General features: G+C 48.4%; 31 protein-coding genes. 2 read left to right on the top strand and 29 right to left on the bottom strand.

Features of this window, described 5'->3' with window-relative positions:
• The 26 genes from NXS07_RS14400 to NXS07_RS14280 all read right to left on the bottom strand — a co-directional run.
• A partial coding sequence (locus NXS07_RS14400; protein ID WP_438818390.1) for a tail fiber protein occupies nucleotides 1–389 on the bottom strand: 389 nt, incomplete at its 3' end.
• Nucleotides 390–444: 55 nt separating this feature from the next.
• Nucleotides 445–1,041, bottom strand: coding sequence for a YmfQ family protein (locus NXS07_RS14395; protein WP_258087001.1), 597 nt, complete (start codon nucleotides 1,039–1,041; stop codon nucleotides 445–447).
• Nucleotides 1,038–2,174, bottom strand: a complete 1,137-nt coding sequence (locus NXS07_RS14390; RefSeq protein WP_258087000.1) for a baseplate J/gp47 family protein — start codon at nucleotides 2,172–2,174, stop codon at nucleotides 1,038–1,040. Before NXS07_RS14390 ends, NXS07_RS14395 begins: the two co-directional genes overlap by 4 nt.
• Nucleotides 2,164–2,610 (bottom strand): phage GP46 family protein, encoded by a 447-nt coding sequence (locus tag NXS07_RS14385; RefSeq protein ID WP_258086999.1) that lies wholly within the window; start codon nucleotides 2,608–2,610, stop codon nucleotides 2,164–2,166. The genes NXS07_RS14390 and NXS07_RS14385 overlap by 11 nt, the downstream gene beginning before the upstream one ends.
• On the bottom strand, nucleotides 2,607–3,188 hold the full coding sequence (locus tag NXS07_RS14380; protein ID WP_038206954.1) for a phage baseplate assembly protein domain-containing protein: 582 nt from the start codon (nucleotides 3,186–3,188) through the stop codon (nucleotides 2,607–2,609). Before NXS07_RS14380 ends, NXS07_RS14385 begins: the two co-directional genes overlap by 4 nt.
• Complete coding sequence (locus NXS07_RS14375) at nucleotides 3,178–4,269, bottom strand: phage baseplate assembly protein (protein ID WP_258086998.1); 1,092 nt, start codon at nucleotides 4,267–4,269, stop codon at nucleotides 3,178–3,180. The genes NXS07_RS14380 and NXS07_RS14375 overlap by 11 nt, the downstream gene beginning before the upstream one ends.
• Entirely contained in the window at nucleotides 4,266–5,672 is a 1,407-nt protein-coding gene (locus tag NXS07_RS14370) for a DNA circularization protein (RefSeq protein WP_258086997.1), read from the bottom strand. The genes NXS07_RS14375 and NXS07_RS14370 overlap by 4 nt, the downstream gene beginning before the upstream one ends.
• Before the next feature lie 72 nt (nucleotides 5,673–5,744).
• Entirely contained in the window at nucleotides 5,745–5,858 is a 114-nt protein-coding gene (locus NXS07_RS21850) for a DUF4431 domain-containing protein (protein ID WP_368859250.1), read from the bottom strand.
• Between the two features lie 343 nt (nucleotides 5,859–6,201).
• A complete protein-coding gene (locus NXS07_RS14365) occupies nucleotides 6,202–8,130 on the bottom strand; it encodes a hypothetical protein (RefSeq protein WP_258086996.1) in 1,929 nt (642 codons plus the stop codon).
• 114 nt (nucleotides 8,131–8,244) lie between these two features.
• A complete protein-coding gene (locus tag NXS07_RS14360) occupies nucleotides 8,245–8,541 on the bottom strand; it encodes a phage tail assembly protein (protein ID WP_051869142.1) in 297 nt (98 codons plus the stop codon).
• A 9-nt stretch (nucleotides 8,542–8,550) separates the two neighbouring features.
• A complete protein-coding gene (locus NXS07_RS14355; RefSeq protein ID WP_258086995.1) occupies nucleotides 8,551–8,919 on the bottom strand; it encodes a phage tail tube protein in 369 nt (122 codons plus the stop codon).
• Nucleotides 8,920–8,940: 21 nt separating this feature from the next.
• Nucleotides 8,941–10,419: a phage tail sheath subtilisin-like domain-containing protein gene (locus NXS07_RS14350; protein ID WP_258086994.1), complete on the bottom strand. Its 1,479-nt coding sequence runs from the start codon at nucleotides 10,417–10,419 to the stop codon at nucleotides 8,941–8,943.
• A complete protein-coding gene (locus NXS07_RS14345; protein ID WP_038206969.1) occupies nucleotides 10,419–10,607 on the bottom strand; it encodes a DUF2635 domain-containing protein in 189 nt (62 codons plus the stop codon). Before NXS07_RS14345 ends, NXS07_RS14350 begins: the two co-directional genes overlap by 1 nt.
• A 5-nt stretch (nucleotides 10,608–10,612) precedes the next feature.
• Nucleotides 10,613–11,152, bottom strand: a complete 540-nt coding sequence (locus NXS07_RS14340; RefSeq protein ID WP_258086993.1) for an ATP-binding protein — start codon at nucleotides 11,150–11,152, stop codon at nucleotides 10,613–10,615.
• Complete coding sequence (locus NXS07_RS14335) at nucleotides 11,149–11,484, bottom strand: head-tail joining protein (RefSeq protein ID WP_258086992.1); 336 nt, start codon at nucleotides 11,482–11,484, stop codon at nucleotides 11,149–11,151. Before NXS07_RS14335 ends, NXS07_RS14340 begins: the two co-directional genes overlap by 4 nt.
• The gene (locus NXS07_RS14330) at nucleotides 11,474–11,851 is read right to left on the bottom strand and encodes a hypothetical protein (protein ID WP_258086991.1); all 378 of its coding nucleotides are present in this window, start codon (nucleotides 11,849–11,851) and stop codon (nucleotides 11,474–11,476) included. Before NXS07_RS14330 ends, NXS07_RS14335 begins: the two co-directional genes overlap by 11 nt.
• A 1-nt stretch (nucleotide 11,852) precedes the next feature.
• On the bottom strand, nucleotides 11,853–12,899 hold the full coding sequence (locus NXS07_RS14325) for a major capsid protein (RefSeq protein ID WP_258086990.1): 1,047 nt from the start codon (nucleotides 12,897–12,899) through the stop codon (nucleotides 11,853–11,855).
• A gap of 70 nt (nucleotides 12,900–12,969) precedes the next feature.
• Nucleotides 12,970–13,362, bottom strand: a complete 393-nt coding sequence (locus NXS07_RS14320) for a head decoration protein (RefSeq protein ID WP_258086989.1) — start codon at nucleotides 13,360–13,362, stop codon at nucleotides 12,970–12,972.
• Complete coding sequence (locus NXS07_RS14315; protein ID WP_038196690.1) at nucleotides 13,362–13,982, bottom strand: hypothetical protein; 621 nt, start codon at nucleotides 13,980–13,982, stop codon at nucleotides 13,362–13,364. Before NXS07_RS14315 ends, NXS07_RS14320 begins: the two co-directional genes overlap by 1 nt.
• Nucleotide 13,983: 1 nt before the next feature.
• On the bottom strand, nucleotides 13,984–14,835 hold the full coding sequence (locus NXS07_RS14310) for a S49 family peptidase (RefSeq protein WP_258087003.1): 852 nt from the start codon (nucleotides 14,833–14,835) through the stop codon (nucleotides 13,984–13,986).
• Nucleotides 14,835–16,481, bottom strand: coding sequence for a phage portal protein (locus NXS07_RS14305; RefSeq protein ID WP_258086988.1), 1,647 nt, complete (start codon nucleotides 16,479–16,481; stop codon nucleotides 14,835–14,837). The genes NXS07_RS14310 and NXS07_RS14305 overlap by 1 nt, the downstream gene beginning before the upstream one ends.
• Nucleotides 16,481–16,732, bottom strand: a complete 252-nt coding sequence (gene gpW, locus NXS07_RS14300; protein WP_258086987.1) for a gpW family head-tail joining protein — start codon at nucleotides 16,730–16,732, stop codon at nucleotides 16,481–16,483. Before gpW ends, NXS07_RS14305 begins: the two co-directional genes overlap by 1 nt.
• 9 nt (nucleotides 16,733–16,741) lie before the next feature.
• Complete coding sequence (locus NXS07_RS14295; protein WP_258086986.1) at nucleotides 16,742–18,718, bottom strand: phage terminase large subunit family protein; 1,977 nt, start codon at nucleotides 18,716–18,718, stop codon at nucleotides 16,742–16,744.
• Nucleotides 18,693–19,277, bottom strand: a complete 585-nt coding sequence (locus NXS07_RS14290; protein WP_258086985.1) for an RNA polymerase subunit sigma-70 — start codon at nucleotides 19,275–19,277, stop codon at nucleotides 18,693–18,695. Before NXS07_RS14290 ends, NXS07_RS14295 begins: the two co-directional genes overlap by 26 nt.
• Nucleotides 19,278–19,483: 206 nt before the next feature.
• Nucleotides 19,484–20,143, bottom strand: coding sequence for a hypothetical protein (locus NXS07_RS14285; RefSeq protein WP_258086984.1), 660 nt, complete (start codon nucleotides 20,141–20,143; stop codon nucleotides 19,484–19,486).
• Nucleotides 20,144–20,312: 169 nt separating this feature from the next.
• A complete protein-coding gene (locus tag NXS07_RS14280) occupies nucleotides 20,313–20,645 on the bottom strand; it encodes a hypothetical protein (RefSeq protein WP_258086983.1) in 333 nt (110 codons plus the stop codon).
• 88 nt (nucleotides 20,646–20,733) lie between these two features.
• Here NXS07_RS14280 and NXS07_RS14275 point away from each other — a divergent pair, with 88 nt between their 5' ends.
• A complete protein-coding gene (locus tag NXS07_RS14275) occupies nucleotides 20,734–21,033 on the top strand; it encodes a 7(1) septoil knot domain-containing protein (RefSeq protein WP_258086982.1) in 300 nt (99 codons plus the stop codon).
• A 241-nt stretch (nucleotides 21,034–21,274) separates the two neighbouring features.
• Here NXS07_RS14275 and NXS07_RS14270 read toward each other — a convergent pair whose 3' ends face one another.
• Nucleotides 21,275–22,297 carry a KilA-N domain-containing protein gene (locus NXS07_RS14270; RefSeq protein WP_258086981.1) on the bottom strand — a complete coding sequence of 341 codons (1,023 nt, stop codon included), beginning with the start codon at nucleotides 22,295–22,297 and terminating at the stop codon, nucleotides 21,275–21,277.
• Between the two features lie 146 nt (nucleotides 22,298–22,443).
• On the opposite strand from NXS07_RS14270, the gene NXS07_RS14265 reads away from it, so the two are divergent.
• A complete protein-coding gene (locus NXS07_RS14265) occupies nucleotides 22,444–23,340 on the top strand; it encodes a hypothetical protein (RefSeq protein ID WP_258086980.1) in 897 nt (298 codons plus the stop codon).
• 98 nt (nucleotides 23,341–23,438) lie between these two features.
• Here the strand turns inward: NXS07_RS14265 and NXS07_RS14260 are convergent, their stop codons facing one another.
• Nucleotides 23,439–23,705 (bottom strand): DUF4752 family protein, encoded by a 267-nt coding sequence (locus tag NXS07_RS14260; RefSeq protein WP_038197385.1) that lies wholly within the window; start codon nucleotides 23,703–23,705, stop codon nucleotides 23,439–23,441.
• 2 nt (nucleotides 23,706–23,707) lie between these two features.
• Nucleotides 23,708–23,968, bottom strand: coding sequence for an Rz1-like lysis system protein LysC (gene lysC / locus NXS07_RS14255; protein WP_438818391.1), 261 nt, complete (start codon nucleotides 23,966–23,968; stop codon nucleotides 23,708–23,710).
• Nucleotides 23,969–23,981: the final 13 nt, after the last annotated feature.

Raw genomic sequence — 23,981 nt, 5'->3', positions numbered from 1 at the left:
GTCAATGAGCAGTAATCGCTCCCGTTGCTAATGGCGTGGTCGCCGGATTTAAATGACTGCGTGGAGTTTTTAGGCAGTCGGCCATTAGCGTTGTCATTAACCTGATTAATTAATTTTTGACTAGCCGCTAACCCACTGGAATTACCTAAATTATCTGTCAGAGCTATTTTGTTACTGGAAATTAATTGTCCTATCGCCTCCGATAGTTGAGCATCATTATTTTTATTTAACTTGATCCCCGCTTTAGATATAACGTTTATTATTTCTCGCTGGATTGTATTAAACCACGCAGCGTCTAATATTGTTGGTGCTACACCTGCGGCGACATTGCCGTTCGTGCACTCACCATTACCATCAGCGGTGTTTGTAATATCACCGATTTTTTGCATAATAAATCCTCACTCAGTGAAGGTGATTAATAGTTGAATTGAAATTAATGACTGATTATTGGCCGTAACCAAACTGTAGAATGGTGTGAGACGGACTTAATCTATTAAACTGGCATTCGAGTTTTTGGTTTCCCCATGACCGTAATGGGTCGCCGCAATAACTCCCACCCGCTACTGCGTAATTAATGGTTGTTGTCGGGGCATTAATTCGCCAGACAAATGGCCAATCCTCCCCGTTCAGTGCATCACCACATGCAGACATACCCGCTCTGGCCTGCCTAAATTCCGTAATCGTAATTTTAAACCCGAGTTCAGCCGCCAAACCGATGAAATAGGATTTTGACTGGCCACCCGTCCGTAATAATTTTGATACAACCGATTTTTGTCTCAATGAGATGCTGTCAATTTCCCCAATAGCGCAATCATCCGGTAACCCCAGTGATTTTTCCCATTCTGACAACATGATGGTTGCTGTTGCGGGGAAGCTTCCCTCCAGCAACGAATGCGCATCCTGATCACTACGGTGATAACTGTGTGCAATAGCCCTAATGGTGGCGTTCACCACTGAATCTGGGTTTCGCGTCCATGCCATGCCCGTTGGCAGTAGTCCGTTGAGTGCTGAGGTATATTCACTGACGCTATATTGTTTCATGTGTATTTGACCTCACCCCGCACAGGCAAATGCCCGACAGACAATTCAATATTTTTTGTCGGTGACGTGATAACAAAACCTGCCGTTCCCGGCACATCCGCAATCGCATATTGCAGATCGGATACCAATATTTTTCCCGTTCCGTCCGGATTTCCACTCTCAAATAACACATTATCAATGGCCATCGTAATGCGATGGGTTATTTCAGTGCCTGCATGAGCCAGTCCATTGAGAGTGAAATCAATGGTTCGTTTTATCGGAGACAATACCCAAATTAGCGCGGTAACGGGCCGTAACGGGTAAATATAATCAGCAACACGCAACTGATCCCCAGACGCATGAACAGCATAGGGTTCCTGTGATGAGACACCGTCTGTACCAATGGGGAAACCCTCCCGCCCATTATTGTCACACATAATATACACGCCCACCGTTCCGGCACCCGCCGCTCTGGGTTTGACCCAGGCACGGGTAACACCGGGTACAGCGAGAGCCCACTGTTTATAGTCATCATCCGAACCCCCCTGGGGTGATCCCTGATAGGCCAGTAGCATTCTGGAACGAAAGTCCGTCTCACTCTCTATATTTGCGCCGCCCGTTATCGGTGAAATTGCCGTTCCCTCAACATCGACACCGGCAATACTCTGGTCCAGTGTTAATACTGTGCCTGAAGGGGCATTACCCGCAGCTCCACCGCCTGAATTATCGTCTGTAACATCGGGTAATATCGCGATGAGAGCAGCATGACCCCGTCCATGATGAATACGCGTTTCATCGACGGTTTTATATTGATAGCCATCACCCCTGTTTAATATTGTGCCGGCAGAAATAATCTGACCATCAATCCCTGTAAATTGATATTTCTCACAGCGAGCGGGAAACGAAGGTTTTTGAAATATTTTCTTTAGGGCTGCCCAGCCTGACAACCATTCATCGGTTGCCGTGAATGGCGTGGTTTGTTTCGCCATATAATCCAGATAGCCATAATGCAGATGTGCCATCCCCGCATCCATATCGGCCAACACCCCCATATTAGAAAACCGTAATAATGGGCCTGTTTCCTGTAATTCTGACTGCAAATAACTGCGGTTTTGCTCCCGGAGTTCCGTCAGCGTTTTTCGTTTAAACGGCATTGTCCCGCTCCCATACCCAGAAAAACCGAACGTCCTCATCATCACGGCCGGGACGCTGGTAACGAATTATCATATTTAGGCGATTTGGCCAGACAATCTGAGTCCGAATATCGATGGATTCCGCAACACCATCGTCCAGCATCCATTGCAGTGCCTCACGCGCGTAATCCTCGGCTGCCAGTGCGACCGCTGGGGTTAATTTCTGCCGGTGCAGCAGCCACAGACGGGAACCTATGGGGTAATCAGCCCCGCTATCTCCCCACCAACCACGACGATCAACACCGTCAATGTCATCATCAGACCTGGCCTGTCTGTCAGTAAACAAACTAATAATCATGGCGGTTTGCAGGTCATCACCGGTAACCAGATCACCGCGCCCAACCCGCCAGTCGGCATGAATGTTTTTCACATCCCACCATGAGGTAATGTCACTCATTTGACCGTCACTCCTGTTGTTTGGCTGGTTACGGTTGAACCGCCAGACTCAACACCCGGTACGGGATGCGTGTGATTGTTATAGGAATCACGTAACTGTTGCATGCTGGTTTTATTGCTGTTGCAGTTATCAATAATATCGCCAGAGACCTCTAATACCGGGGTATTCAACAAAACCTTGGTTGACGCATTAATGGTTGCCGTAGACGCATTATTGACTGTGACTGATTTCCCTTGTGCCTCTACTGTGATCCCCGATTCAGTCAGTAATATATGCAGTCCCCATTGGTTATAAATCACAACCTCACCGGGATTTAATCCCTGATGCCGATATTGCTGATGATTGCTGCCAATCACCACCGCATTGGAACGGTCACCACCTAAGAACGCGAGAACGACATCGGTTCCTGTTGGCAACCCTGATGAAAACCCAAATTCGGCCATGCGGTTCGTTTTATCCCTAACCTCCATCGCTGTTTGATACTGAACCTGTTGGATGGCACCCTTATCATTACAGGTTGTGACCCGCCCCAGACCTAGCATCATCATGGCGCGACGATATAAATTTTTAACTTCCATAATTACGCATCTCCATAATCGTGTCATAGAATTCATAGGGTTGAACGGTAAACGCCGCAGGCGGCATCAGGGTTAACTCGGCTCTGGTGCCATCATCGCTATTACGGACATAGGATACCTCTGACAATAACCACTGTTCAGACTCCAGTCCGAAAACAGGCAGATGAATGGGGATCAGTGTGTTGGGCTGCCATAGCGCCCCGCTGATATCACGCCAGCTATCGACCAGCACTTTGAGGACTTTGGCACGCCCATAGCGGCGGTTCATTTCCCAGTCAATGGCTTCCTGATGTCGCTGATGGGAGTGAAGTGTGCTTTCGATGATGGTGACATAGTTCCGGTAGCGCATCTTTTCGGCTTCGGGATCTGTTGCGGTGGCAATGGTGACCACGTTATAACCCTGTCCGTCAGATAATTCACTCAGGCCACTGACGTTCATGGACAGGCCGCTGTACTCGGAAAACCGCTCATTCATGGATGACTGATAGTCCGTCAGTTCGATGTTTTTCCCCTGCTCGACACCGCTCGCTGCCACCTTATCGCCAACTCGGGTAAAAAATAAATTGCCATCCGGTGTATCGTAATACAACAGCGCCGACCAGCGGGTAATACGGTCAATCACCTCTTGGGAGGATTCCCCCCAGTTCAGGGTAAACTGCGGCACCGGCTGCATATCTGTCACATCAGATGTCACTTCTATCCCGTACCACTGCGCCAGTTTTTGGGCGATTTGCAATGCCGTTGCTGACGAAATCACGTTCTGTGGCCATTTCGCCGAGCAGTCCACTAAATCCTGACATTTACTGCGACCCGTAACCCTTATCTGGTGCGTACTTTTATTAATGGATGAATTCCAGATATCGATATAGCCCGTGATAACAGGCTCATTCCCCAACAGAACCTGACAGGGTTGACCTGCCTCAACGAGCTGTTTTTCTTTACTGCCGGGATAATAGTCCATCAATAGCAGTTCAAAATCAGAGGGCAATCGTTCGATACCGCGAGTCACACGAATACTGTCCCAGCCGTGAATTATCTTGCCACCGATAACTAATGACAGATCATCATTATTTTTTTTCATTTACGTAACGCCTTGAATTTGACTGGCATAAACGCCGGATGCCGGGGATTAGTCGCCTGAATCAGTTCATCACTGCGGTCTGAATCCTGATAAATCCGGTTGGCCACATTCAGCGATGGCAGAATTGCGGGCAAACTAAACTGAGCCAGTCGACCTGATTCCGCCCCTTTCAGTTCTGCACTGATGACAAACTCATATCTCAACGACATCAGAGACTGATAGATGTCATCCATACCCAAATCACCGGACATCACCAATGCCGTATCCAGCGCATGACACACCCGCCTCTGTAGGTCATTAGCCTCATGATTATTCGCCGGGGTAAATTCACTGGCAACCTGAGCCATTGCCCCGGCAGACAACACAACCAGCAATAACACCGTCATTTCGGTCACATGACGGTCAACGGAACTCTGTTGATATCGGGTATTCTGGAATGCCGCTAAATTCTCAAAAATAGCAATTTTCTCATCCGTGCTGCCTGCTGAACGGATAATAGAATCAACAACACCCTGAGCCGCCTGACTGAACTCTTCAACGGTCAGCGAATGGGTTAATTTATCGATAGATTCAGAAATAGATTTACGGCCCATCACCACGGCAACTGTGGTTTTTTTAATTATCTCCGCATCATCACGATACTGAGGGTCCCGTGACCGAATTCCCGTTGCGCCGGATACTGTGCCACCAATTTTCCCACGCTGATAACGCCCGTAACGCTCGCTACCCAATGTCGTTTTGAGCATATCGCTGAGGTTCGTCACCTCATCCACTGACCGGGTAACCATGCCAATCCACTGATTAGCGGTCGCCTTGATGATTTTCATCCCCTGCACAACCGAGCGAATCTCACCTCTCACTACCGCGATATATTTCGCCAGCGTCGTGGTATATGCCCGAAACCAGTTCTGTTTGATTTCCGTCGCTGATTTGGTGCTGTTAGTGACGGCAAAAACCTGTAATCCGGATTCTATTACTGTCAGTGTGAACTCAAATACCCGGCCGGACTCGGCGTTTTCGGTCATTCTCAGGCCGCTTTCTGTCACGCTGACCGTCAGTTCGCCCAGGGTAGGATGGATTAGTGTTCCTGTAGAACCTGTTTCACAGGCCGCGACCAGATTTTTACGCTGGGTGATAACATCCGGTGCGTCATAAACCAGACTCTCCTGGACAATGAATCCACGCAGGGTAATTTTTCGGGTGGCGCGGCCTAAATCCTCAATCCAAGCGGTATCACGGTACGGGTATTCATGGACTGCCTGGCGGCGACCGAATACGCTCTCACCGGAAACAACCGCAAAGGGCACACCACGAAATGAGGCAGGCCGTAAATGCTCTGACCATTTCCATGATGAGCTATCACCACCCAGCAATAAAGAAATGGCATCTTTAATAAAGGCCATGTCGACTACCTTAAATTTGGACGTAAAAAAACCGCGGTTAAGCGGCATATATGAAAAAGCCCTGTGATAGGGCTATTTTTGTGTGGTTATCTCTTCAACAAGACACATCACTGGAGTTTTATGGTGTATCGTATGCGCATGGTATAAAGCCGGAGTGTTACAGATTAACTTCTCGGCTTTACTCACCGCCTTTGAACAGTCAAAACTTGCAGCATTGGTAGTTACAGAAACCAGAAAAAAAATGGTGCAATTTTTTTAACATCCCCATCCTCACTTCTCGGTATAGAACAAAGTAACTAACAATCCATACAGGATAATAAAACATCCTATAATGACGTGGTTTTGCTTGCTTGAGACTAATCCAATGTTATGAACGGTTTCACCATAAGAAGAAACGGTGGTGCCCATATTTAGGGCCGCAATCAACCACACAATACCGACAAGTAATACAAAGCGCCCAAATCTATGCATTTATAACCTCATTAATAATATGATAAAAATCACATTAATGAATGAATATAAGCTATTTTCAAGGATGCTGCATAGAGGTTGTGACTTTACCTGCAGATTTTGACTGGAATTTTTGACGTTCTCCGGTCTTGTCATTAACCAAAATGATCTCAACTTGAAGTTTATCCCTAATGGCTTCTTGAAACGCTTTCGCCATGCCTTTTGCTATTTCTGCCTCAGACTCAGCATCCTGTCTATTGCTGTAGAGTGATGGGAATTGTTGATTTTGCCCGTTGGAGCCATATTGCGAACGTTGATTTTGTAAATAATAATCCGACCGCAATCCAGCCCAGCGAGGATCATCAATAGAAGCATAAATTCCATTTTTTATTTGTTCCTGACTGTATGGCTGCTGCCCCAAATTCTCCATTTTTATTATAGCATTTATCAGCTTTTCAATCATGGCTGGGTTATGTAAGTCCATCTTTTCATTTGGACTAATTCCTAGCTGTTTAGCTGTATAATCAATATATTCTTTCGTTTTATTGCCTGCTGCTTTAGGGGCATATATAGGAATAACGTGGTTTAACGTATTTTGACCGCGATCCCCATGCAGCATTAACTGTCTACTCAGCGCCGTTATCCCATCCTGAGGCGTCGCAAATTTCATATAGACATGACCATTACCATAATCTTTGCCTACCGCATTAGGGGCATCAGTTAAGTTTCCGGGATTATTATTGCGTATTCCCCTTGGCTTCTTCCCTGTACTCTTTAATGGATTAGGGTAGTTGGGTTCTTCTACTATGGGAAAGTCAGGCACCTTTTCACCAACATGGCTTGGCTTTTCATTCGGGAAATAATAAGCGTTTAACTTTTTGATTAAGTCTTCTGAAGCATATGTCAGCAAAAGATCTGTATTTTCTTTAAACGTTAAGGTTTTTCTGAATTCTTTATCTTTCCGTGCTTTTTTCAGTAACGCTAACTGGTCACCGCCGTTATTAAATCCGAATGGATTAGCAAATGCCGCTGCTCCCGCAAAAAAACCATGAACCGGATTTTTGTCTTTAGCGGTTTCTCTCGCTTTGTCCCACTGACCAAAGCCCGTCAGTAGCATATCGTTTTTTAAATTTCTGAATGCGCCAGCGGCGCGGGCTTCGATTTCATTGATACGCTCGCCAACTTTTTCTATTCTTTCATTATCCTTATCTTGTATCGTTAGCCCGGATTTATCTGATTTATTGAGTAATTCCTCAATCTTAAGTTTGCCCTCTTTTTTCTGACCCCCATCTCTCAGGAATGACAACGTATTGAGGTCTAATCCTATATGTTCGCGTAAGGTATCCTGCGTTTCTGGCACGATGTTATTCCATTGTGCAGCGAGGTTTTTCATTGTCTGGTAAACGTCTGCATTACCGTTTTTATTTTTTGCTATTTCTACGCCAATTTTATTCAGCTCGGCTTTTATGGCGCTATTTCTGTTCGTGAGGGCATTCTGAAGAACGGGATAGAGTGATTCGACAGACTGATCGGTAGCGTCCATTGAAGCGCCGGTAGAAATTTGCATAGCCCCGGACATACGGGTAAAATCCGCCACACTCATCCCTGAGTTTTTTGCCCGTGTACTGCGGGTAATGGCGTCTTTTCCTGCATCCCTCATACCTTGATACAGTTTTGTTGCGCCATATCCTATAGCGCCCACCCCGCCGATGATCCCCCCGTATTTTTTGGCAAGACCGCCATATTTTGCGGTGAGTTCACCCACATTTTTTAGCGGCGGAATAATAGCGCCGATGTGCTGAACGTTGTCTTTGGCAAACTGCGACATATCACGCAATTTATTACTGACAGAGCCGACATTATCCAGCGTTTCACTGCCGCCAAATCGCAGCCCTTCCCGCGTAGAGTCTAATACAGGCTGCAACCCCTTAAGCCTGGCTTCTATCTCAGCTAAAGCCTTTGTCGCGTTTTCATCAGCATGTAATTCAAAATCAAATGCATTAGCCATTATTTTTAGCCTTTATAATTCGTTGCGCCTGTTCAGCCCACCAACTCAGTTTCGATCGGCTCAGGAGCCACGCATCCTGTGGCCCCCAGTGGTAAAAATAGGTGACATCTGCCGCTAATCGTCGCCAATGCTGGAGTCCAAGTTTCCCGACAAAAAAAACATGAGAAACTCCCTGCACTGGTTAAAATCAGTGATGGACATTCGTTTTAATGCAGTTTCAGTGACTCCACTGACCAAAGCGATAAGACATCGCATGGCAGGAAGAGAACTATTAAGATTTTTCGCCTGTACGTCGTAAAACTGCTCAACGTCCATCAAACAAGGCTCCCTCAAATGAATTTCTTCATAAATGATCTTCTGCGCTTTATCTTCAATCGGCGTGCTTAATCTGATAACTTTTGTCTGTTCCATCATTGCCTCTTAATTTTCAGTAACCGAACCGCCTTCCCAGCGGACTTCGAGTTCAGCGTCTTCAATTCTGACTTCCTGATGATTCACCGACCACATCCCTTCACCGATGATGGTTTTACCGTTGCCGAGTTCTGCCACAATGGTGACATTGGTCTGGCTGTTAAAATCGGCGACCGTGGTCCCGCCACTGTCACGAACCCGGCATGAAATGAATCCTGAGACGGGCTTCTCTTTGTACCCATGCACGGAATCCATACCTGTCAGCGTTTCACGTGTTACTGTTGAGGGACTGTAGGTGAAATCCCCTACCACCATGATTCGAAAGCCGTCAACAGTGACATACGCTGTACCCGCCAGCCTGTTAGATGTATTACCCATAATTTTCTCTTAGTTAGTTGGTTACAGACGGAATTGATTGAGCAGTGCAAACACGCGCAACTGGCTAATCAATGTACCAGTCCAGAGAACATCCAAACGGTTAGGATTGTGCGCGTTTATTTCGACTTTTAGCCCACTCGCAAACACCTTCGAATCCTGCACATAACCGTTATATTCGAGTGTCCGATACTGGGCGATGAGTTCTGCACGCACCACATTCGGGGTCACAATGGCAGACCCTGCCGCAAATCGCGTGCCGTCTTTCGCCAGTTTCATGCGACGAAATTTAGAGGTGATCTGAGTGCGAATGTAACGAGAGACAAACGCCAGTAAAAACAGCGTTTCTATCTGAAGATAACTGTCGTCATTATCGCCATACGGGTTTTTCTGATAGGTCGTAATCAGGTTTTCCACCTGTACCGTGCCGTCATCCGCGACCGTCACGGTTGAAATGCCACTGTGCAGTAGATTGTTGCGTTCAATCAGGTCGAGCCGATCCTCAGCCGCTGGCGCGAGAACACCCGCGACGGGCAAGGTTTGTAATGGCCTGCCGGGGTCGTTTCTGAGTGACGGCGCGACTGCACCGGTGACTGCCGCTGACCAGATGTAGTTGGGGGTCGGTGATTTCGTCACACCCAGCAATGTTTCATGCTGATTGTTGCGGCGCGCTCCGGCATCCGCCAGTTCACCATAAGTTCCGCTGACGACACTGATCGCATGGCCATACAATTGTTGCTCCCAGGACCAGCGACCACCAATATCTGACAGGAATGATTTCATCTTATCCATTGACGCGGTGTCGGTGTACGGATTGACGATAAAATCAAATGAACGGTCACTGAGGTTAGACAGGCCGTTTTTCAGCTCGGGGGCGCCTGCACCACCTGTCATGGGAGTGATCATCAGTGCTAGCCCTGCCGGAGTCACTTCACCGCCCGCCTGTCCGCGATAATTGAGGCAAAGATTGATGCCGTTACCGTGCGCACCTTTATTTCTGGCGGTTAATGTCACCGTGTCATTCGCCGTAGTTGCTATCACCGGCAGCGAAGTTTTACGGTTAATCGCGGTGGCCAGTGCCGCCGCAATCTGTGCCGTGTTATCGGTGGCCATAACGGTGACCTGTACACGCTGACCTGCAATATACAGTGAGATAACGCCCCCATGAGTGGGCAGGGATGAAACTTTTACCAGCCCTTTTGCCGTCAGCAGGTTATCCCCGTCTTTCAAGGGCAGCACCCACAATTCAGCCGCAGAGTCATTCGCTAAATAGGCCGCAACCATGCCATGCAGCAATGAGCCGTGACCATACTGTGAGGCCGCCTGTTCTGCCGAAGAAACGCGAACCGGGATATCCGGCGTTGCTGTGGCACTATCCAGCATTTGCCCGATGATGAGCGAACGCTGGGTTGCTATGGCACTGTTCGCCATTGAGTTATCAAACTCAACGAAAAACAGCGGCGTTCTGAGATTATTGGGAATATGGGAAAAGGGGATCGCCATTATTCATTCTCCTGAGAAGGCTTTTTGACGAGTTTATTTTCCGTCACGGGCGGAGATAAACACACATCGCCATCTTTTAACCGACGATGCCAAAATAGGGTATCCGGCACCTCTGCACCGGATTCGGGCAAAAATTCGCCCCTGACCGGACAGCGAACGAGCCGCCCAGTAACGGGTTTAACAAACATGGGGTTTACTCCAGATTAATGCTGATTTTGGGTTCGGGTGTGTGTGCTGGCATCGCTACGGTCACGTCAATACCGTCCAGTGGGTGCGTATCTATGGGGTAAAAATCCTCCTCACCCTGATAGTATTCAATGTCGATATCCATCAGGAGTTGTGCGAAATGCGATTCACCACTGGCATCAATATCGATTTGCGAGCGAATTTCAGCATATTGCTGTGTGACTTTCGTCAGCTCATAGCTATTTATTACCGCCCGTTCGATTTGTTCCCGCAACGCCTCCAATGCCAGTTCCGCCTGTTCTGCACCGTTATCAATGTCACTGTCAAATTCCTCTATCCTGCCGGTGACTCTGACGGTAGTTACAGTATGAAATTGGGGAACGTTGCGACCCAGCGATTTTTTATGATCAAATGGCGTTTGCACCAAAATACACGGATAATCTTTCCCCCGTGTTGACCAATCACGCGGGGAATAAACACGGGATTGTGCATCCGTTTTACCCGTGAGCGCCTGAACCACCATATTGCGTATTATTGATGCGTTCATTTTGTGTGTTTAATCCTGTTGAGTTGCAAATGCGTCCCACCGTGACTGTCCGGCTGAACGTCACTCACGACAAATTCAGCATTGACACTGTACACAAACACCCGGTCTTGTTGCTGTGGCGGGGATTTGAATACCGCATCACGAACACCCAGCAGCGGTTTAGTAGTGTTGACACTGCTGTCACCGTCCAGCGACTCCACCTGTTGGGTATAGGCGCGATCAAACACACCCATAATGTCGTAGGGTTTGCCTGATTTTGGCCGCCAATTCACGCGCTCGGCAAACTGTTCGTGCAATGGAGCCAGCAGATGTTTATCCCAGTCAATCGGCATTAGGCCTCCTGTTGGACTCTGCCCCGTCCTGAACGGTGACGGAGTTACCGGACAGTAACTGGGATTTCAGGTCATCCAGCCGCATCACAACACCCAGTTGAATCAGGCGTTCCGCGTCCTCGCCAGACAAATAAATGACGGAGTTTTCAGGGTACGCCACACCGTCATGCTGAACCGTATTTCCTTTCAGTACGACCCATTCAGGCACGTCTTCATCGTCATCCTCTGGCTCGTCCGGGAGTGTATCCGGGAATTTTGTCAGGGCTGGCTCTGACTGAGGTTCTTGCAGGCTCTCTGTCACATTCACCTGCAATTCGGGCGGTAATCCGCCCAGGTCATCAGTGACTATTTCCTGTTTTTTAGCCATATCACACCACCATTGCGCACAATGCCGCATTCACCCGGCTGGGAATGACCAACGGTGCGGATTGCATCATCAGGAAACGCTGCGCGGGATCTTCCTGTAACCACGATTTCGGCGCATAGGCCATTGGTCCATAGCTAAATGCGGGGTCAATGATGGCACCAAACATACGCGTTCCCATCAGGTCAGCACCAGACATAATGACCGTCCCCTCTGGCAGTATCGGTTTTTCTTTGCCATCCACCGGGTCGATAAACCAATCGTTGTACACCCACAAATCAAACTGCCCCCAATAGCCTTTGTAGACGGCACCTTTCTGCACCTGTGTACCCGGATTAATCTGGTTGCCGTACGGGTTTAATGCCGGGAACTTAATGGCACTGTCGGTAACCGTGGTATCCAGACGGAATGCATTCCATGACTGGGTGGTAAACACCAGATCGGTCGGCACGGCACCGGAATTCTTCAGAATGCGCTGTGACCACGCTTCAATATCCTGTGTTGGCTGGTTATTGGTTTTACCTGCATCGACCTTGGTCGGCCATTTATCACTGCCGCTTAAGGTGACGGTCAGGTCAGCAGAGCGCCCGAAATTGACGACTTTCGTTTCGTAACCTACACCAGCAACCGTAATGGTGCCGCTTGCCAGCGCACTGGCCGCCATCCACTCTAATCGGCGGTTAATCATATCTATCTGGTCAGCCAGCTCAAATTGGATATTTAACATCTCACGCTCAGCAGCGGTGTACTGACCCCCAATGCGCTCACCAATCTGGCGGCGAATGGGTTTGCGTAAATCCGGGGCGCGTTTATCTTTGATGTACGCCGGTTTAAAGTTGTTGGTTTGAAATTTACGCGATTCGACCAGCTTGCCTTCCACCAATGGAGAGACAAACGGGGCCATGCGGCGCAGACCGACATCCACGTCGATAGACACCTCTTCGGTATCAGATTCCACGATATTCGGGAAAAATTTATCCAGCAGCCAGTTCTGGCTGGTTTTCAGGTTAGGGACAACCTGAACTAACACGTTAGTATCATAAATATTCATACGTTTCTCTTATAAAAAAGACGTCACAACGCCTGCCGGAGCCAGCATAGTGACATCAATCAGGAAGGGTTTAGGCTTGTTCGCTGTCGCGCAGGAAAATGGAAAAGGTACGTAATTGGGCTTTCAGTTCTGGGAGCTTCCAGCTTTCATCGAAAATCACCCAATGATGGTTAAACTCGCCCATCAGATAAACGCCCCCCGTCACACTGTCGGCGGTGGTATCAACATTGTCTACCAGAATCGCACTGGGGATCTGGCTGCCATTGTCTGCCCCTTTTTTACTGACCACGTACTCCCCTGTTGCCGTAATAACACCCAGTACCGTACCGCGCTTCAGGATACCCGCTTTGGCAATCGTTACGCTGTCGGTGACAATTTGCAACGGACCGGAAATTAACTGATCAGGCGAAAAAACAGCCTGTGTCATGCCCGGCTGAAATGGGTTCTGAGAGAAGTTTTCCATTATTTCGCTCCTTTATTAGCATCATATAAACTGGTCATTTTACTCACCAGTGCTTCGGGTGATCCTGTTGCCGGTTGACTGGCATCCGGTCCGACACGCACTTGCTGCTCAGTACGCATCCGGCTGTCCAGTGATGCACGGGAGGGTTGCGACTGCACCGTCCCCATCGCTTTCAGTGTGCTGATGGCTTCGCTGGCTGACATGCTGGTATTGAGAGCCAAATGTGCCGCCATATCCGGGCGACCAGCTGCATATTGGCTGCCAAATATTTTGGCACAGCGTTTGCGTTCAGCGCGACGGCCTTTTTTGACATCCTCGTCTTCTTCCGCGTTTTCATCATCCTCGTCGTCTTCGGCATCAGGGTCGTCATCGTCATCATCTTCTGACTTGGCCTTTTTCGCTTTTTTTGCTTTTTTCGCCTTTTTGCCTTCCGTTTCTTTATCGTCGTCACTGCCTTCCGCATCAGGATCATCATTTTCTGCGTCAGTCTCCTCCTTATCCTCTTCAGCTTTACGAGACTTGGCTTTTTTACCTTTTTTCTTTTCGTCCTGCTCTTCTTCTGACATTTTGGATTTCATGCCAAATGACGGGATCAGATGAGCAAATCTTGTTATAGACATATTAATCTCCAACTTCGTTCATTAATGTTTGAAATGCGGCATCGGGCGTGGCCACTGCATCAGCCAACCCCAACTGAACACCCTCCGCAGCCAAAAAACAGGCCGCCTGTGTGTCACGAATAATTTTCTCGGAAACACCCCGGTTGCGGGCAACTGTGCTGACAAACAGTTTTCCCATTACATCGATATCATCCTGAATAGACTGACGCGCCTCGTCACTGAGTTTGATATAGGGATTACTCTCTGCTTTACGGTCACCATACGTAATGATTGTTACCGTCAAACCATCCTCTTTAATACGCTGAGACCAGTCACAATGGATAACAATCACGCCGACAGAGCCCACGCCACCTGTGCGGGGGGCTGTGATTTTGTCCGCAGCACTGGCGATAGCATAGGCCGCTGAATAAGCGTTCTCATTCAGGATCGCATGAATAGGTTTGTCACCCCGTGACTGATAAATCAGGTCAGCCAAATCAAAACACCCGGCCACTTCACCCCCGGGGGAATCGATATCCAGACAGATGCCTTTGACTTTGGGGTCATTCAATGCGGTTAAAAATACCTGTCGAATGCCGTCATAACCCGTCATACCACTATACGGCCGCAGAGAGCCCAGCTTTTGAACCAGAGTCCCCTGCACAGGAATAACCGCTATCCCCTCCAAAACGTCGTAACCAGTATCACGCTTGCGACGGGAAAATGATTCATCCTCATCATCCCAGTCCATACCGGCCTGAATTTTAGTGATGCCCAGTCGGTCGGTTAATGCCGCCATGACCACTTCCGCTTTTCGCGGGTGTATTGCCAGCGGAACGTTAAATAGCCGCTGGGCTAAGTGGGGTAAGTTCATCATTCCCCTGATCCTCTGTTGTTTTGTTGTTGCGGTGCCGGCTCAGCCCATTCCGGCAAGGGAATACCCCGCTCTTTAAACGCTTCAATTTCACGCGCGCGCTGATCGAGCATCTCTTCCCAGTCTTCACCGGCGTTTTCTGCCGCTTCCATCTCCAGCGTGGAGAGTCCGGCATTCATCCCCAGAATCGCGCCTTTCTTCTCGGACACCGGATCAACCCATCCGCGACCGGGTCCCATCCAGCGCGCACGGCAATAAGCCGCTTTCGCATCCAGAAAATCAGGAGCGTTGTTTGGCAGGGGCAATTTTTCAATATCGTGAATTTCCTCTACAAAAGCAGAAGCGATAGGTTGGGCAAAACCGACAGCGAAATCATCACGACGGCGGGTCAGGGTTTTCCAGGCTTCCAACATCGCGGCACGAGCAGAAGAATAGTTAACATCAGACCAGTCCTGTGTGACCTGCTGAGTGGATAACCCGGTAGCAGCGGCAATATTCCTCAGTACGGCACTTTCAAATCCGTCAAAATTGCTGGTCGGCCTCGCTGCTGACAGCGTGACGATTTTCTCATTCGGAAACAGGTGCGGAATACGCGCCCCGTTCTGGAGATTGAGGCGTTTGTCCTGATAATATTCGTTGCGCTGACCCTGATAGGCACTCAACTCCTGACCATCACCGAAGCTAGTGTCATCGAGAGCTGACGCAACCATTTGTGCATCGTACGGGGATTCGATATACGCGCCGAAAATGGCATTCAGGATTGCCGCTTCCAGTTCTGACTGGTCGTATTTAATCAGCATCTTCAGGCGCTGAACAATTGGGGCCAGAATACCCACCCCCCGATGCTGAGCGCCGCGTTCATGATCAAAGTCATGAACAACCATAGGACGACCCCATGCGGTTTCACGTTGTACTCGCTGCCACGTCATGGTTTTTGCACCCGACCACCAGTCACCCATATGGGCTTCTCGGATGTGATAAGCTACCGGTGCACCATCACTGTCAATTTCCACGCCGCCACGCATGTTCTGCATATCGAAATTCTGTTGCGGGTTACTGAGCCGGTCGGGGTCGATGATTTGTACCGTGGTGGCATAACGTCCGCGACCGGGACCTAATCTGTCGGTACGGTACTGCAAAATAGCCAGCGCATCCCCGTCGAGCAATTTATGTCGAAAGCCGAGACGCAGCATTTGGGAAACGGTTTGTTTTCGTTCGACATCACAATACAGCCCCGGATCATTCGCCCACGAACGCCAGTGTGCTTCGATAACTTTGCCGTACTCATCCGCCCAGGTTGCATCAAAGGCATTATTGCCCGTGAGTAATTTGAGCATCCGGTAATCCGGTTTAAATATAGGCCGGTAGTTCGCACCGATGGCATTATCTAGAACGCGGGTGATAGTGCCGGAAGCCCAACCATCATTACGGGCCAAATCGCGCATGCGTGACACGATACGGTCACGGTAAATATTGATTTCATTATCCGGTGACCACAGTGCCGGTTGCCAGTTTGCCAGTTGGTCGCTGGATGAGTCGGCGGCATCATAAGGAATGCGACCGCTACCGGACAATGAATTGAATTTTAATTTCGTATTTGAAGGCGGTAACGGCTCACCGTTGGGGCCTAAGATTTTAACGCTCATTAGTATCTCACCCTCATTGGTCGCCGGGCCGTCATTCCCAGCTCGGTTTGTATTGCCTGAATGAGCGCCAATAAATCCCCCAGACTGGTTTGTTGGTACGACACGGAGCGCGTCCCGTCGCCTTGCGTATACGAAAATGAGACCCCTTTCGTTCCGGTTGACAGTTCGATATAGGCTTGTTGAGCAGTACCGAGGGCTGTTTTTAACTGTTCACGGCTCATGCCGGTCAGCAGACTGGTTCTTTGACGCATAGACTCTCCTTAGGGCAAAAGCTGTGACATATGCTTCCGTTTGGGCGCTTCCTCCGTTGACTGAGGAATAATGGCTCCGGGGAAGCGCAGATTGGTTTTTATTTCCGGTTGTACCGGGGGGGCGATTAACCGATCAGGATTACCGACGATGTTGTCTGCCAGCGCATTCAGTTTCAGCCCCATGTACATCAGGCCGCACAAAGCGGCATAACTATAAACACGACAGTCGAGTGCTTCGTTGGCACGACCGGGAATCTGCTCCCACACGCGATATTGTTGACCGCCTGATACTTTAATCACCGACCGTTCGGCCAATAATTGGCTGAAATAATGCAATTCACGATCAGCCGGAAAGTGCATATAAGAAGGAGATGGGTCTGTATTCTCTGGCGGCTCAATGTGTAACCGACCACGGATAGTATCTTTAGCAGCATTCACGCCGATAATGATCGGTTTAAAACTGGATTTAGACCGTGAAGTCAGACGCTTGGTTGGCCACACCGGGGAGCGTTTACCGCCCCGTGCCGACTCCCCTTTGATAGCCCAAATCCGGCGACCCAAACGTTCACGCGCAAAACCGTAAACTTTCTGTGTATGATGGCCACCGGAGTCCATACAGGCCGCTATAATGGTAAAGCCCCGACCGTCTGCTCGACGCCAAATTTGTTTCAGGTAAGCATCCAGACGGGCCCACGGTTCATCCGTCTCCAGATCCCCTTCAATGACATCGTGCGCTATTGACCACGATTCCTCATTCCGCCCCCAGCCAACAACCTCTATTTCAAATCGACCATCCTGAGTATCAATCCCGGCCGTCAGCAAAGCCACTCCGTCCGGTACTTCGGCCGCCCAGACTTCGCAGCGCTCCAGTAACTTACGCTCACTGAGGGCTTTTTCGCCCCGGTCTTCATAGGGTTCACCCAATACAAGGTTAATGAACGTCTGGCGCATTAACGGATCGTCTTTCACTCGCAACCATTCGGCGACCAGATATTTCCATGCCGCATTCGGGAACAGGCTGTAACCCGCCCAGATATGAAAGCCCGCATGACCGGTGAACGGTTTTTCAGCCCGCCACTCCCCGCCTTTGATCATGAGGGGTTTGTCACTGTCATGAATAACGCAGCCGTTATGACGGCAAACGTAATACGCGGTATCCGGCAATCCCTTGTCATTGCTGTCTTTATCCCATTTCAGGCCGTAAGGGGTATCAGGACCGCCCCACTCCAGAACCTGAAACTCGCCACAATGTGGACAGGGGACGTGGTAGTAGCGTTGATCACTGTCCTTGAAGGCTTTTTCTATCCGGCTGGTCTCTTTTACGGTCGGCGTAGAACCCAAGACAATTTTTCGGTTCCAGAATGTTTCGGAGCGCTTGATCCCCAGTGCGATTTGGTCACCTTCCGCCCCGGCACCGCCAGAGGGGTAACCGTCCACTTCATCGAATAAGATGATGCGACAGGTGATACGACGAAACCCACCCGGCGAGTTAGCTCCCACCAGGGTTAAATTAGCTCCATTGGAAAACTGCTTCTTAAGAATGGTCTGGCCACTGTCTTTGGCTTTCGCCTCCCCCGCAATTTCTTTCAGCACAGGCGTATCACGCAGCATCGGCGCGATTTCGGTCTTGCTGTAGTCCTCGGCATCCTCCACACGGGGCTGCACCACCAGTATGGGTGACGGGTCGTGAGACAAATAATAGCCGACAACGTGGTCTAAGATTTTGGTGTAACCCACGCGTGCCGATTTCATCACAGACACTTGGGTGACACCCGGATCGGTAATGGCATCCATGATGCCATCCTGATAACCAAAGGAGCGGAATTTCCCCGTCTGGGCGCTGTTCTCTTTGGACAGGACGGCGTATTTATTCGCCCATTCGCTTAAGGATAAAGGCTCCGGGGGACAAATGTCAGACAGGCATTGATCCAGTACAAGGGTAAAGTTTTGCCATGCTGCATTATCCCCCCTGTTTACTGTGATCAAGGCTTAATTCCTCCATCGCCTCGTAGATGATTTCCTGTAAGGCTGCCACAAACTCCGTATCCGTGGAGGTGGTTGCCAAGGCTCTCAGCCGGGGACCGTGTTCAGGGGCGATAGCGATCAATCGGGTACGCAGACGGGCATATTGCTGCCTGACCGCATCAATCATATCCTGCCACGGTAATACCTGACCGGATTTCAGGTCGTAATCGTACTGGGTCAAGAGCGCCAGATAGTTTTCCTTCATGGTTCTGGCTTCATCCAGTGTCATCGTTGCGCCCCGTTCAGTCAGAATGCGCTCGACAATTTTTGCCGGGGTATCAGGGGCTGGGTTGTTACCCGAAGTGTTACCTTGGGGGGTGTTACCCTGCTTGTTACCCTTGCTGTTACCTGCTGCTTTTTTTTCCGGTCGGGTAACACTTTTCCGGTAACGCGCAATGTTGGCATTTGATGCCTCAACATTAATGTCGTCACCGTCCGTAACCAGCCAGCCACGGGCTTTCCATTGGGTGACCGTCTTGCGGCTGACGCCGTGCAACTTGGCAAATTCTGACTGGTTCATCTGTTACCCTCGTGTTACCTGTTACCCAAATTTCAAAAGTTCACAGCTAGTGAAATATCGCGGCGCGCAATGCCCGTGATATATCAAAGCCTTAGGAAGGACCCAAAAAATTATGCGCCGTTACCATCTCTGTTACCTCGCGTTACCCTCCCACTATTACACCGAATATTTACCATCGGCGTGGGGTGGGACCGCGGTCCCAGTTACTATTTGGCCGTTCGTATCGCCTCATCCAACGCCTGACTGATAGCAGCAGGCATCAACGATTGAGCCATTTGTTGCGCCCGTTCCTGATAACCGAGCACGGGATCAACGGGTAAAGCATCACCAAACCGAATGAGTAGTTTTGGCGGACGTTGCTTTGGTCTCTCCCTGCGAGTGCCATTAGGAGAACGCTTTAACCGCTTCTTGCCCTTTTTAACTTTCTTGGCCTTCTTACGTTGCCATACACCATTAACATCATTACCGTACCGCGTTGTTAATTCGCCGATGAACACATCTTGTTTACCCTTTAACTGACTCAGTTTGTTTCGTGGCAGGTTGCCGTGTTTGTTAAGCTTGACGTTCTTGGGGTTAAGCAGTGCAGCTCCATTCAGCTTATGCACCCCACCGACTTCAAATGGCTCCAGATAACTGGCCGCAGTTGGCATCACGAACACTTTCGCGGTCAGATTATCTTTGCGAGCGCCCTGACTTCTGACTGATTTCACTGTGAATGAAGTTGGGTTCTCCAATCGACGTTCTAGCGCAACTTTCTGTGCTTTCTCTATATCACGCGCAACGCTGGTTAGTGCCTGAGCCATAGCGAACGGGATTTGTTTTCGTATCTTTGCCAGTTGGTTGGATAGATCTTTGAGATTAGGCATGATTACCCCGCAATTTCCTGTATTGCCTTTTTGGAAGCGCCAAGTGAAGTGATACCCTTGTAAGTCCCTACAACAAACAAGAGAAATTCAGATGCAAATACAAGTTGCTGGTCACTTTTGTTATAAAAATGAAGAGCAATATATTGAATTCAAGAAAATCTTCACTGACTCAGGTAAATTGCCTATTCATTACTCGGATTGGAAACGTTCTGCCGACAATCTCATGAATCACTACAAGGGTAGCGGAGTCAAGATACTTGAGGTTTATACAGAGGTTGACGATTTCGTCCTCTGGTGCCGAACTCACGGGCATGACCTCAATTCCGATGGTCGGAAGGCTTACGCCAATATGAGGGCAGGCGATTATATTATCAACAGCCGATAAGCTGATGCCATCAACCATAAGCAATATGTCGTTTTCATGTTTCATAATGCTGGCACTGGGTGTCGGCATATTCACGTTATCATTTGAAATCATTGCCCCCTTTTTTTTCTCTTCCATTTCATTCCCCAAACAAATAACCCGGCGTACTATTGGGCTGTCATTATTTGAATCACCTATAATGAATTTGCCAATCACAGGAGTTCATATGAAAAAATTAGCGATCCTGTTAGCTGCATTACTTTCGTTTGGCGCTGACGCTAAAACCAGAATCGATGTGTCTAAAATTCATGGGAACATCAAAGTTGTTAGCTCTGGTGCGGACTATAAGGTTAAAGTCGTTCGCTCGTCACCCGACCTGAAAGTCAAAATTGTCACCAGTTCCGCGAGCGCTCCAGGTAAATGGAAAATGGTAAATTCATTCCCTGACTACAAGATTCAGTTCGTCAACGCATTCCCGGACTTTACTATCAAATACGTCGATTCATTTCCCGGCCCAGTCAAGTGATTCACCATAAACTGGGTCTGCATAAAACTGATATAAAACTCTGCACAAGCCACTCAGTGAATAGTCTGTTCAGAATTTGCCGTCTCTCCGGCTGTCACACCGCTTCTTCTGCCTACAGCGGATGTTGCTGATAATGACTGTCTAGGGCATTGATTATTTTTGATTCTGACCTGTACGCTCGATGCAAAGGGAACATGTCATGGCTAATACAGGCAGACGGCGATAACCCGGCGCAAAGGAACTAATGTCTGACCGCTGAGTAACTGAATTCCCTTTCTATTGGTAAAATCAGCAAACCTTGCTCACCTGATTTTCCAAATGACTGAACGCAACGAGCCTCAAAGTCTTTGTAATCCACGCAGCCGTTAGCCAGTATCGTGACCGCTTTCAGTTGCTCCTGTACCAGTTTCCGGGCTTCCGGTTTAAGGTATTGATGGATCTTGTCCCCGCTACTTTTGGCTGCTTCTTTTGCCTCCGCATATACCGAGTCAGGCAACACAACCTGATACACCCACTTGGATGTGATCATCCCAAACAGTGACGGGGTGCCGCCAACATGACCCTTATAAGGCAAACCTGACATACGGCTGAGTGCCTGATAAAAGGGCTGCTGAAAACGCTTTTCCCATGTGGCGGGCTTATCAAGAAGAAAAATGGCATTGATGCGTTGGTCAGTGAATGTGGGTTGGATACCACGGATCAATACATCTATTTGTTCATCACACCAAATTTCGAAGTCAACAGACAACCAGCGAGCAAAACGGATGGCGAGTTTTGGATGTAACCATGTGCCTCCAGTTGGACCACTTTTCACTTTCACAAGTCCGCTCTTTTTAGCAAATCTCAGTATCTTGGCTCTAGCTGCACCTGAACTTATTGCTAACCTCTTGATTTCGTTAATCTCTGGCACAGTGCCAGAAATACCAAATACACGAAAACTAAGAGCGGATATATATTCCAGAACATCAATTTGACGAAGCCATGCTGTCGGCTCCTTATCAAACTTCATTGCTATATCAGTGGCATTGATCCACCCCTCTTCATTAAAGCGAATAGGGTGACCGTCATACTCAAATGGAATGATGTTACTCATCGGGTATTTCCTTATAGAAAATCGAACCTGCTCACGTAGAAAGCCGCCCGCAGAAATACCCATTAACGGATTTCTCAGGTTCGACTTTCTGTAAGGCTGCGTTTTATTGATATGCGCGGTGAGTGCGCGGAACTCAGATACAAAAATGCCACCCGCGTTAACTGATGGCATGGGGTGTTCCTTTAACCACTCAAGGAATGGGCAAAGAAATATTGACTTTAGTTTCAGAGAGTAATCAATAGTTAAGAATTATTCGCTTGTTTTGTAGTGGGGGCGGGTTTATGTATTGTTATGTCTAATCTTTGGGGGTAATTATTATGTCTGAGTTCCACCAAGTAGCTTATGACACACTAAAACAATCGATTAGTGAGTATGCTCACAATGGTATTGTGTCATTATATATACCGGCTACAATCACTGACATATATAGGCAAAATCGCAATGTTTTTGCTAATTTTTATCAATCACGTGTATCGCTCAACCATCTAGGATTTTCTTCCACCCCTATAACCCAGTTGATTGCATCTGGTGCAGCTTATCAAATGGATCGTACTGTTTTGCGTCGACGATATGGAAATATATTAATCTTACGTTCCCACCACTGCGATATAAATCAGATAATCTATGAAAGGGAAATACTTCCACATATAGTTAATAGCAGTTACTCTTTTGAGGCTGTTGTGAACAACAACCGTAATTTAACAGCAAGGCTGTCGTATCCTACTCAACACCCTCAGCATGGCACCTCTGGTTTTTCTAGTGCTCACAATCATCCGGATTCACATTCACAGTATGAGCAAAATATGCAACAAGCAATACAGCAAAGTCGCATTACGGCTCATCAACATGGAGATATGGCAGGATCTTCTTATCCCTTACACAGTGCTCAAACTGGTTCTTCTGGTTTACAACAAGCTGGTCAATCTGGTGGTCCTGTTGGGGGACGGCCTTCTTCAACTTCACAGCGTTTCGCCCCATATCACATACCTGCTACACAATCTGGGGCACCTACAACATCACATCAATCCAGTTCCAGTGGATCAATGAGGCATCAAGGGCACCCCCCCCCTCGTCATGCTCCTGATTTTACGCAATATGTTCATGCCCAAGTGAATTCTTATGTGGCGGATGGGCTTACCAATCCCACTGCTAATACTTCGACTCAACAATTCACAATAGATTGGGTAAAGCGAGGATATCCGCCATCTAGATGATAATATTATCATCGCACTGATTAGTAAGAACCTCACCCACACTGACTCCTAACATACCCCCGCCACCCCAGTATCATTTGCTCTGCGGTGGCAATGTGTTATTTACTATCTGATTGTTGTCGATACATCATAATTACTAGGCCGCCTTTCATCGCTATCTTCATAGTCTGGCCATCCTGTATCTGTTCAAGTTCAAATGCATCATATAGCTCGTTAACAACCTTCTGCTTTCGCTCTTCTTTGCGGCGATTGTAATAGGCACTGACCAACAATGCACCCAACCAGTTCATCGCCCTAACCAGAATGTACAGATAGCCAATAACCGTTAAGCCACCTACCATGCAGTTAAAAATTAACTCACTCATCGTTATTTGCCCTTTTCTTCTATTTCCCGTATCGCCTGCTTATCCAGATTGCATTGCTCAATCACCGTCAGTAACTGCTCATTCAGAATGAGACTGTCACTCCATGTCATTTTGTCGGGTATGACCGGAGACAGACAATCAGCGAGCAGATGTGCCGGAATGGGTATCGGTGGCACCGGAACGTATTCGGTTCGTGTGTTGCTGCAACCGGATAACAGCCCCATCAGGCACAAGGCGATTGGCGCAATCATTATGGGCAACAACCGATTTGATGAC

Source organism: Xenorhabdus bovienii (assembly GCF_024721015.1).
Taxonomy (GTDB): Bacteria; Pseudomonadota; Gammaproteobacteria; order Enterobacterales; family Enterobacteriaceae; genus Xenorhabdus; species Xenorhabdus bovienii.
Note: the sequence above shows the minus strand (reverse complement) of the source record. Positions and strands in the feature narration are given on the sequence as shown.

What these genes read in the sequence shown, in the direction of transcription:
- NXS07_RS14305 (WP_258086988.1), bottom strand. Translation starts at nt 16,481, where the DNA reads ATGAGCGTTAAAATCTTAGGCCCCAACGGTGAGCCGTTACCGCCTTCA.
- NXS07_RS14320 (WP_258086989.1), bottom strand. Translation starts at nt 13,362, where the DNA reads ATGGAAAACTTCTCTCAGAACCCATTTCAGCCGGGCATGACACAGGCT.
- NXS07_RS14260 (WP_038197385.1), bottom strand. Translation starts at nt 23,705, where the DNA reads ATGAGTGAGTTAATTTTTAACTGCATGGTAGGTGGCTTAACGGTTATT.
- NXS07_RS14280 (WP_258086983.1), bottom strand. Translation starts at nt 20,645, where the DNA reads ATGGAAGAGAAAAAAAAGGGGGCAATGATTTCAAATGATAACGTGAAT.
- NXS07_RS14360 (WP_051869142.1), bottom strand. Translation starts at nt 8,541, where the DNA reads ATGGAACAGACAAAAGTTATCAGATTAAGCACGCCGATTGAAGATAAA.
- NXS07_RS14315 (WP_038196690.1), bottom strand. Translation starts at nt 13,982, where the DNA reads ATGTCTATAACAAGATTTGCTCATCTGATCCCGTCATTTGGCATGAAA.
- NXS07_RS14270 (WP_258086981.1), bottom strand. Translation starts at nt 22,297, where the DNA reads ATGCCATCAGTTAACGCGGGTGGCATTTTTGTATCTGAGTTCCGCGCA.
- NXS07_RS14290 (WP_258086985.1), bottom strand. Translation starts at nt 19,277, where the DNA reads ATGAACCAGTCAGAATTTGCCAAGTTGCACGGCGTCAGCCGCAAGACG.
- NXS07_RS14285 (WP_258086984.1), bottom strand. Translation starts at nt 20,143, where the DNA reads ATGCCTAATCTCAAAGATCTATCCAACCAACTGGCAAAGATACGAAAA.
- NXS07_RS14325 (WP_258086990.1), bottom strand. Translation starts at nt 12,899, where the DNA reads ATGAATATTTATGATACTAACGTGTTAGTTCAGGTTGTCCCTAACCTG.
- NXS07_RS14395 (WP_258087001.1), bottom strand. Translation starts at nt 1,041, where the DNA reads ATGAAACAATATAGCGTCAGTGAATATACCTCAGCACTCAACGGACTA.
- NXS07_RS14390 (WP_258087000.1), bottom strand. Translation starts at nt 2,174, where the DNA reads ATGCCGTTTAAACGAAAAACGCTGACGGAACTCCGGGAGCAAAACCGC.
- NXS07_RS14310 (WP_258087003.1), bottom strand. Translation starts at nt 14,835, where the DNA reads ATGAACTTACCCCACTTAGCCCAGCGGCTATTTAACGTTCCGCTGGCA.
- NXS07_RS14265 (WP_258086980.1), top strand. Translation starts at nt 22,444, where the DNA reads ATGTCTGAGTTCCACCAAGTAGCTTATGACACACTAAAACAATCGATT.
- NXS07_RS14365 (WP_258086996.1), bottom strand. Translation starts at nt 8,130, where the DNA reads ATGGCTAATGCATTTGATTTTGAATTACATGCTGATGAAAACGCGACA.
- NXS07_RS14330 (WP_258086991.1), bottom strand. Translation starts at nt 11,851, where the DNA reads ATGGCTAAAAAACAGGAAATAGTCACTGATGACCTGGGCGGATTACCG.
- NXS07_RS14370 (WP_258086997.1), bottom strand. Translation starts at nt 5,672, where the DNA reads ATGGCCTTTATTAAAGATGCCATTTCTTTATTGCTGGGTGGTGATAGC.
- NXS07_RS14375 (WP_258086998.1), bottom strand. Translation starts at nt 4,269, where the DNA reads ATGAAAAAAAATAATGATGATCTGTCATTAGTTATCGGTGGCAAGATA.
- NXS07_RS14385 (WP_258086999.1), bottom strand. Translation starts at nt 2,610, where the DNA reads ATGAGTGACATTACCTCATGGTGGGATGTGAAAAACATTCATGCCGAC.
- NXS07_RS14275 (WP_258086982.1), top strand. Translation starts at nt 20,734, where the DNA reads ATGAAAAAATTAGCGATCCTGTTAGCTGCATTACTTTCGTTTGGCGCT.
- NXS07_RS14380 (WP_038206954.1), bottom strand. Translation starts at nt 3,188, where the DNA reads ATGGAAGTTAAAAATTTATATCGTCGCGCCATGATGATGCTAGGTCTG.
- gpW (WP_258086987.1), bottom strand. Translation starts at nt 16,732, where the DNA reads ATGCGTCAAAGAACCAGTCTGCTGACCGGCATGAGCCGTGAACAGTTA.
- NXS07_RS14350 (WP_258086994.1), bottom strand. Translation starts at nt 10,419, where the DNA reads ATGGCGATCCCCTTTTCCCATATTCCCAATAATCTCAGAACGCCGCTG.
- NXS07_RS14340 (WP_258086993.1), bottom strand. Translation starts at nt 11,152, where the DNA reads ATGAACGCATCAATAATACGCAATATGGTGGTTCAGGCGCTCACGGGT.
- NXS07_RS14335 (WP_258086992.1), bottom strand. Translation starts at nt 11,484, where the DNA reads ATGCCGATTGACTGGGATAAACATCTGCTGGCTCCATTGCACGAACAG.
- NXS07_RS14345 (WP_038206969.1), bottom strand. Translation starts at nt 10,607, where the DNA reads ATGTTTGTTAAACCCGTTACTGGGCGGCTCGTTCGCTGTCCGGTCAGG.
- NXS07_RS14355 (WP_258086995.1), bottom strand. Translation starts at nt 8,919, where the DNA reads ATGGGTAATACATCTAACAGGCTGGCGGGTACAGCGTATGTCACTGTT.